The organism is Intestinibacter sp., from assembly GCF_051866655.1.
Classification (GTDB): Bacteria; Bacillota; Clostridia; order Peptostreptococcales; family Peptostreptococcaceae; genus Intestinibacter.
The window spans coordinates 1-8,206 of record NZ_JBJDXL010000025.1 but is presented as its reverse complement, the minus strand read 5'-3'; the positions used below and the strand labels follow the sequence as shown (position 1 = coordinate 8,206).

The following is an 8,206-nucleotide window of genomic DNA, read 5'->3' as shown; positions in this document are numbered from 1 at the left end:
AATAAGATGTATTTTCAAAGTTAAAAAAACCACTTGCCTGTCTATAATACCCTATTCCTACATCATTACTTTGCTCACCGGTTGGAGAAATAATTTTTAGATTTACTCTATCTGGACGGCTAATCCAAACATCTATTTTTAAATCAGGTTCTGTCTCTTCTATCTCAAGCTCTACTATCTGTGTCTCTCCTTCATTTAATAATTTACCGCTTTTGTGAGTTTGGGTATTTCCCTGATTTCCAGCTCCTGCAATCTCGCATTCTGCATATTGATACCAGCTCGTAGGAGATGCCCCTCTATTTATAAATCCAACATCATTATTTGAGCCTATTGAAGTATTTACTATAAGTGGACGTTCTAATTCTCTAGCTTTTTTGGTAGCGTAATCTCTTGCCACATAATAGTAGGCATTATTATAGCTTTCATCGATTTTTCCAAGCTTAATTATTATAAGCTCGCTGTCTTTTGCTATTCCTTCATATTGAGGATTTACATTTCCAAGTCCTGAACAAATACCGCTTAGCAAAGTTCCGCTACCTACTTCATCTTTGGATAATGTATTATCATTTTGACTGATTGCCCTATTTATATCGTCTCTAGTGTACTCTGTCCCAAAATAAAATCCTTTAGGTGGATTTCCTTCAATTGTTTGATCCCATAAATACAGTATTTTACTAGTTCCATCTGGATATATAAAATCTGGATGTAAATAGTCTATTCCAGTATCTGCAATTGCTATTATTACATTTCTACCTGTTACATCTAGGTTTGGATTGCTTTTTATATATCCTATATTCGACTGCTCATTTACATAGACTCCCTCTGATGTGCTAGATGATACATCGGACAATAGACTCATTTCTATCAGCCTTTGCACAATTGTAATATTTCTATTGTTAAAAAATACTTCTGATAAATATATATCTGACTCACTTAAAAAAAATATACCGCTATTTTCGCTGAGTCTCTTAAAAATACTAGAAAATCCGTATTGCTCTAAGCTATTAAAAAAATCATCGTTTGGTGTGAAATATATGAATATAGAATTTGCATATGCATCTTGTTGTCTATTATATCTTTGTAGAAAATTTTGATTTAAATTTGTTGCCAAGCGCTTTAAATTATTAGTTGACCTTCCTAAATCTATATTTGACATATCTAAAAAACCATATCCACTCGCATTTGAAGGATATGTGCTGTTTGCAGTTCGCCTTGCATTTTGAAGCAGCAAGGATTTTAATTTTTGAGAATATAAAAACAAGTCGTTTCCCATTACAATTCCCCACTCCATCAAAAGGGCACAGCAACCTGTCACATGAGGTGTTGCCATACTCGTTCCAGTTAGTGCCCCCAGCGTTCCTCCTACTAAATATGATATTATATTTTCCCCAGGAGCCAATAAATCGGGCTTATATATGCCCTGACTTATATCGCCTCTTCCAGAAAATCCCGACACGACATCTGTCCTAGAATTATAGCTTCCGACTGTTATAACTCTATTAGCTGTCCCCGGCACTGTAACTGTTAAAATCCCGCTTGGAGATAAAAATCTAGTATCAGGGCTCAATCCCTCTGATGTAGGTAGATACAAATCCACTATTCCATCTACTATATCGATTTGTGAAAACACGATTTTCCATATTCCAGGAGTTATCTGAACATCAGAATCCAGTCTTATTGTAATTCTCCTTTGAATTGAATAAGGCTGTATTTCATAAAAATAACCTGTAATATTTGTTCCTCTTAAGTTATTAGATATTCTATTATTTTCAATTGAAAGGCTTTGAGTTTTTTCATTAGATGGGTTGATTACTGTTATTGTAAATTTATCTGCAAAATTAGGCCATATATTTATATTTAGTACGAGCTCTCCCTGACCAACTACAAACTCGACTGTTTCCTCTTCCTCCTGATCATTTAAATCTATCCTCTTATGTCCTCCTTTATTTCCGTTGTTTCCCGCCGCTATTACTATATTGTTTTTCCAGTATAAACACATATCATCTATATATTGCTCAAATAAAGATAATCCCTTGTGAGATCCTTCGTTAGTTCCATAGCTGATATTAATAGCTACTGGCTTGTTTAATTCTAATGCTTTATCTAATATAAATTTAATCGCCCTCATAAATTCAGTACTTCTCGAGTACACATCTGTCTGCCTACTTCCAACTCTCACGACGATAAATTGTGCATTATTTGCTATCTGTGCACATATAGAGCCTACATGTGTTCCGTGTGTAGCAGTTATCTGTATCGGTATATCCTTATTTCCATTTAAAGCTTCATTTATATCTGAATTAGTGTATAGAGTACCCTCCTTAAACCCTTCTGGTGGATTGTTTCCTATAGATTGATCCCAATAATAGACGATTTTAGAATTTCCAGTGTTATCCTTAAACACAGGCAAGGTATAATCTATTCCGGAATCTATAAGGCCGATTAGTGTACCCTTACCGGTTAAATTAGTTCTATTTTTAAAAGAAGTTATTCCAGATGCCAAAAAGCTCTGTTCATCTTGTGTCTCTAAGATAAAAGGTCTCTCTATATATTCTACCTCTGTATAATTTAAAAGTTGATCAAATAAATTTGGATTATCCGATGTTATAATAGCAAAATTATCGTTTAATATCTCAACATCTACATTTAACTCCTCCTCTAACTTCAAAATATCACCATTGTATTTTACAATAACTTCATAATCTATAAAAACCACCTCTTCCAATTAAAAAGTTTACTGATTTTAACTCTCTCTATGCTCTTTTTTTTAATAATATTCTAAAAAAAAAAGATTATACCTAAATCAGTAATAATCTTTTTTCCATTAAACTGTATTTAATTAATTTTATATATCAGAAAAAGCAACTGCTATATTTTGTCTTCTCTCTTCCTTTGTAAGATGGTGGTATTTTGTATTTTGATCCTCATCTACTGTAGTATTTGCTATTTTTACTGTAAATTCAGTTCCTTTTCCGAGCTCACTTTCTACAGAAACTGAGCCATTATGTAGCTCTGCAAATGATCTTACTAGAGAAAGACCTATTCCTGTTCCTTCTTTAACTATACTTCTTTCGTCCTTTACACGTTCATATATTGTAAATATTCTATTCATATTTTCTTCTGATATACCAATTCCGTTGTCCTTTACACTTATATAGACAAAGTCGTCATCATGTGTTAAGCTCACTAAGATAACTCCACCTTCTTTTTTTCTGAACTTCAGTGAATTTGATATTAAATTGATTACTATTTTTTCGACCTTTTCACAGTCAAATCCAACTATTAATTCCTCTTCATCTGTATCAAATATAATATTCATATTGTTAATATTTACAAAATCCCTTACAGATTCGCATATTTCCTCTATGAAATAAACTATATCCTCATTACTTGGATTAAAATCTAAATATCCGAGCTCTATCTTTGATTTTGATGATAAGTCGTTTACTATTTTCATTATTCTAAATGAATTCCTTCTAACTAAATCGACATGTCTCAATATGTCTTCATCGTATACATTTTGCTCGACCTTCTTTTCTATAAGCTGCATAGTTGCCAATATCATATTTACAGGATTTTTTATTTCATGCGAAACAAAAGAGAAGAATTTTTCCCTTGTTTCCTTTCTATTCATAACATCATTTGTTCTGTTAGTTATATCAGTCAATATAATATAAGATGCAATAGGTTGATTTTTGTCATTTTTAATAGGATTCGATCTAATCCAAATCCATTTTTTACCTTTTTTAGTTTTTATTTGAACTCTCTCATCTATTACCTTAAAATAATCATAATAAATTTCTTCATTGTCATCTTCTTTTTCTATAAACTTATAAAATCCTTCTTCTACACTGCAAGGTACATTACAAGTCTCTTCAAACATATTTTCATAAGATTCATTTACAAATATTATCTTTCCATCGCTTACAAGAAAGAATACATCGTCAAATTTTCTTACATTTAATAATAGGTTTTCTTGCATATCATTAGGAAGATATTCATTTTCACAGAACCAAGCAATAAAGCTCTTATCACCTATTTTTTCTATTTGTACATTATAAATAGTCTTGTCTATTTTTATTTTCCTATAATTAAAATTCACTATGCAATCTGTTAAAATATCTTCTACAATTATATTATATCTATCTGTCACGTACAATTTATACGCAGCATTCGATTCCTTTATGATTGCATGGTTATCTCGAAGTTCTATTATAACAAAGGGCGTCGGGCTCTTAAATAATATACTTTTATAATCATACATAAACTGAATCCCCCAATTAAATTACAAATTTCTACATAATAAGATATTTTTAAAATTATAACTCTTAAAATCTCTCCATTTTCTTTATATATTTAGTTAGATTATATCATAAATATTACATATTTTTAATTCTTTTTACAAAATGTATTATACTATTTTTCTACATGTGTACAAATATTAGCAAATTTAACATTCATTTAACACTTGATTCCTTATTTAAATATTCTTAATATTATATATTTTACTTGTTTATAAAATTTAATTTTTTTTATTTTTTAAATGATTATTTTACTGTTATCGATATATGCTTTTCTATTTTATTTTGTCCACTACCACAAGATATTAATACCTCTTCTACACCTTCTCTCAATCCAATAATTGTCCCATCATCATCTAATCTAATATTTCTCTGTACAGGTAATTTATTTTCTGAAAATGTAAACTTAGGCTTCGGTGTCTTCAAATTTTCTGGAGAAGTTTTTACTAAAACATGTATACTTTTTTGCTCACCGACTTTTAAATTTATATTTTTATCTACAATTATATCTTTTATTCTAGCAACTATATTGTAATCGAACGATTCCTTTTTAGAACCTAAATTGGCTGTAATCGTGGCTTTTCCAACTCCTACAGCGTATATTTTACTTCCCTCTACTTTTAAAACATTTTGATTTGAGCTTTTATAAGCTACATCGTATTTTTCATTAAATCTGTCAAAATCCACTTCTACATAATTTTTTATAGTAGCTTTATCTCCTACATATCTTAAAGAACCGCTTATCTCTGTATTCAACTCAATTACCTTTGGATCTACAACTAAAATATTAAATTTTTTCAAAATCCTATTATTTTTAACTACTGCAATCGACGCAATACCCTTTTTAATTCCCGTTATTTTAACTGTATTTTTTATATTATTTGAGTTATCTTCAATTTTTACTATATTATCTTTGTCCAAACTCTTAAACTCTACTACTGGATCCTTTCCGTATGATGGAAACTTCACGTAATCTCCAGTTGAAAAAATCACTTCTTTATTTAATTTAACTACATATTTATCTATATCTTTTATATACTTGCCCTTGATTGCACTGATTTCTATTCCCTTTATTTGAGGATTTATCACCCCAAATTTAAAAAGATAATACTGTGAAATAAATACAAGTGGAATAATTAGCAAAATAAATGCTGTCTTTTTATTTATATTAAATTTATTGTTTTTCAAATAATCACTCTCTTTTCAATAAATAATCATATTTTACTAAACATAATTGCTATTATATTTATATTCTAATAAGATCTTTAGAATGCCTATGACTTATCATTTAGATTATAAACACAAAATCTATATTTTAATCAATATTCTATGTAAACTTATATGTAATTTCATTTGTCATGTCAGCAAAAACATACTATAATGTATCTAAAGCTATTTTTTGCAATAAATACAATATATTGCCAATTAATATAAGAAAGGAATTATTCAAATGGAAAAAACAAAACAAAGAAGAACTTTTAAACAATTTGCAAAGGATAAAAATATTGAAATATCTGTACAGAGATATTTAATAGACGCCCTTAGCTTTATGGCTTCTGGTCTATTTGCATCATTATTGATAGGTACAATATTTAATTCTTTGGGACAAAATTTTGGAATATCATTATTTACAGATGTAATCAATCCACTAGCTAAGCAAGTTACAGGACCTGCAATAGCTGTAGCTATAGCATATGGACTTCAAGCTCCACCTCTTGTAATGTTCTCTTGTGCTCTAGTTGGTGCTTGTGGTAATGAGCTAGGTGGACCTGTTGGAGCATTCGTGGCTACTATTTTCGCATGTGAATTAGGTAAATTAGTATCTAAAGAAACTAAGATAGATATATTAGTGACACCTGCTGTGACTATTTTAGTCGGTGTATTTGTGGCTGAATTAGTAGGACCTGCTGTTTCTGCATTTATGACATCTTTCGGTAACGTAATAATGAGCGCTACTGAAATGCAACCTGTACTTATGGGTATAATAGTATCTGTATTAGTCGGAATCGCTTTAACTCTTCCTATAAGTAGTGCCGCTATATGTATAATGCTAAGTCTTAGTGGACTTGCAGGAGGAGCTGCTACAGTTGGATGTTGCTGCCAAATGGTAGGATTTGCTGTTATGAGCTTTAAAGAAAATGGTGTAGGTGGATTATTTGCACAAGGTCTAGGTACATCAATGCTACAAATGCCTAATATCATAAAAAACTGGAAAATATGGATTCCTCCAACATTAGCATCAGCGATTTTAGGACCTCTATCTACTGTAGTATTTAAAATGGAAAATATTCCTATAGGATCTGGTATGGGTACATGCGGTCTAGTCGGTCAATTCGGTACAGTAACTGCCATGACTGAAGCTGGAAAAGGTGGAATGATGATGTGGGTAGGAATTTTACTACTGAACTTCATACTACCTACTGTAGTGACTTTAATAATATCAGAATTTATGAGAGCTAAAAACTGGATTAAACCTGGTGATTTAAAATTAGACATCTAAAAATTAAAAAAAATTATCTAAATAAAATAAAAAGGCTATTAAATAGCCTTTTTATTTTATTACTGCATTAACTAACCATTTTAATGCGCCCTTTGTTTCTTTCCATAAGTTAAAGTTTTCATTATAGTAGTAAGTAGCTTCTGTATATAATACAGGATCAATTACTGTTCCAGAAACCTTTAAAGCAGCTGTCCATTGCATTAAAAATAGTCCTATGTATTTATTCTTTTTAACTCCGTCTTTTACTGCTTGTCTAGCAAAGTGTAAATTGTCATTTTTAAAATAATATAATGCCTTAAAATAATCCCATTGAGCAGAATCTTCATTTTTAAATCTTAAAAATAAATCATTTACTTCTTTTCTATCGTTTTTCTTTATTAATAAATTTATTAATTTAAATCTGTTTCCTTGGTTGTCATTTTCATCCATCTTTAATAATAACTCTAATATATCTTTAGCTTCTTTATAAAAATTATTGTTAGCCAATAAAGTTGCAAAATCTTGAGCTGCTATCATATATGGTCTTGCAGAAGGATTATCCCAATAATTAGTAGTATTTTCTTTATCCTCTATCATTTCTTGTGCGACAACCATAGCTTCTTGTAAATAATTCATTTTATCTTCAAAAGGTAAATCTTCATGTGCTAATCCCATTAAAGCCTTGTATTTTGACTCTTTAAGCTCTTCTTCAGTTAACTCCTTTTGAGGCTCTAATTTTATATCTTCAAGATTTACAGTTTCTATACTTGAGCTTTGAGCTTTATTATTTTGTTCCTTTTCCATTTCCCCTGCTTCCTTTTCAGATGCAATTTCTTGATTTTCACCAAGTACATTTCTTAAAATTTCTGATTTGCTTTTTATAGTTTTTGAGCTAACTCCTGTTTTTTCAGAAAAAGCTTTTTTAGTTATATACATAGGATGTTTTCTTTTAAACATTTCATTATCTTCTAATACTATATTTAATATAGAAGCCACCCATATATCGCATCTAGATGAATTCAATAAATCTGCGTCCTTTTGTCCTATTTTTTTTAGAACATCTAGACTCATATCTTTATATTGTTCATTTAAATTTTGTTTACAATATTCTATTATTGCATCTCTAATTTCATTAATTCTGTCCTTCATCTATATCCTCCCATATCAAAATTCTAACCTATATTATTATAACATACTTATATAATTTATCATATCTTATATACATATGTCAAAAGTTCAATTTTTTGCATATTTTACCATTCATTTAATATCTGTTTTTATTTAATACAAAAGTAACTGATTTTAAAAATATATATCTTTTAAGCATAGATATAAGAAATTTATCTATTTTTTAGAATAAAATTATTTTATTTGGAAATAATACTAATCGTACAAAATATTGATTTCGAAGTAGGCGGTGTTTTAT

At 29.6% G+C, this 8,206-nt stretch carries 5 protein-coding genes; 1 reads left to right on the top strand and 4 read right to left on the bottom strand.

What is annotated here, in order from left to right:
• From cspBA to ACI3VO_RS00735, 3 genes are all read right to left on the bottom strand, one after another.
• Positions 1-2,716, bottom strand: a 2,716-nt coding sequence (cspBA, locus tag ACI3VO_RS00745; RefSeq protein ID WP_439756074.1) for a bifunctional germination protease/germinant receptor pseudoprotease CspBA, incomplete at its 3' end; no start/stop codon positions are given.
• A gap of 129 nt (positions 2,717-2,845) precedes the next feature.
• Positions 2,846-4,264 (bottom strand): ATP-binding protein, encoded by a 1,419-nt coding sequence (locus tag ACI3VO_RS00740; RefSeq protein WP_439756073.1) that lies wholly within the window; start codon positions 4,262-4,264, stop codon positions 2,846-2,848.
• A 283-nt stretch (positions 4,265-4,547) separates the two neighbouring features.
• Positions 4,548-5,489: a hypothetical protein gene (locus ACI3VO_RS00735; protein WP_439756072.1), complete on the bottom strand. Its 942-nt coding sequence runs from the start codon at positions 5,487-5,489 to the stop codon at positions 4,548-4,550.
• Positions 5,490-5,751: 262 nt separating this feature from the next.
• Between ACI3VO_RS00735 and ACI3VO_RS00730 the strand changes: the two genes are divergently transcribed.
• Positions 5,752-6,801 (top strand): PTS transporter subunit IIC, encoded by a 1,050-nt coding sequence (locus ACI3VO_RS00730; protein ID WP_439756071.1) that lies wholly within the window; start codon positions 5,752-5,754, stop codon positions 6,799-6,801.
• 51 nt (positions 6,802-6,852) lie between these two features.
• Here ACI3VO_RS00730 and ACI3VO_RS00725 read toward each other — a convergent pair whose 3' ends face one another.
• A complete protein-coding gene (locus tag ACI3VO_RS00725; RefSeq protein WP_439756070.1) occupies positions 6,853-7,929 on the bottom strand; it encodes a DUF6398 domain-containing protein in 1,077 nt (358 codons plus the stop codon).
• Positions 7,930-8,206: the final 277 nt, after the last annotated feature.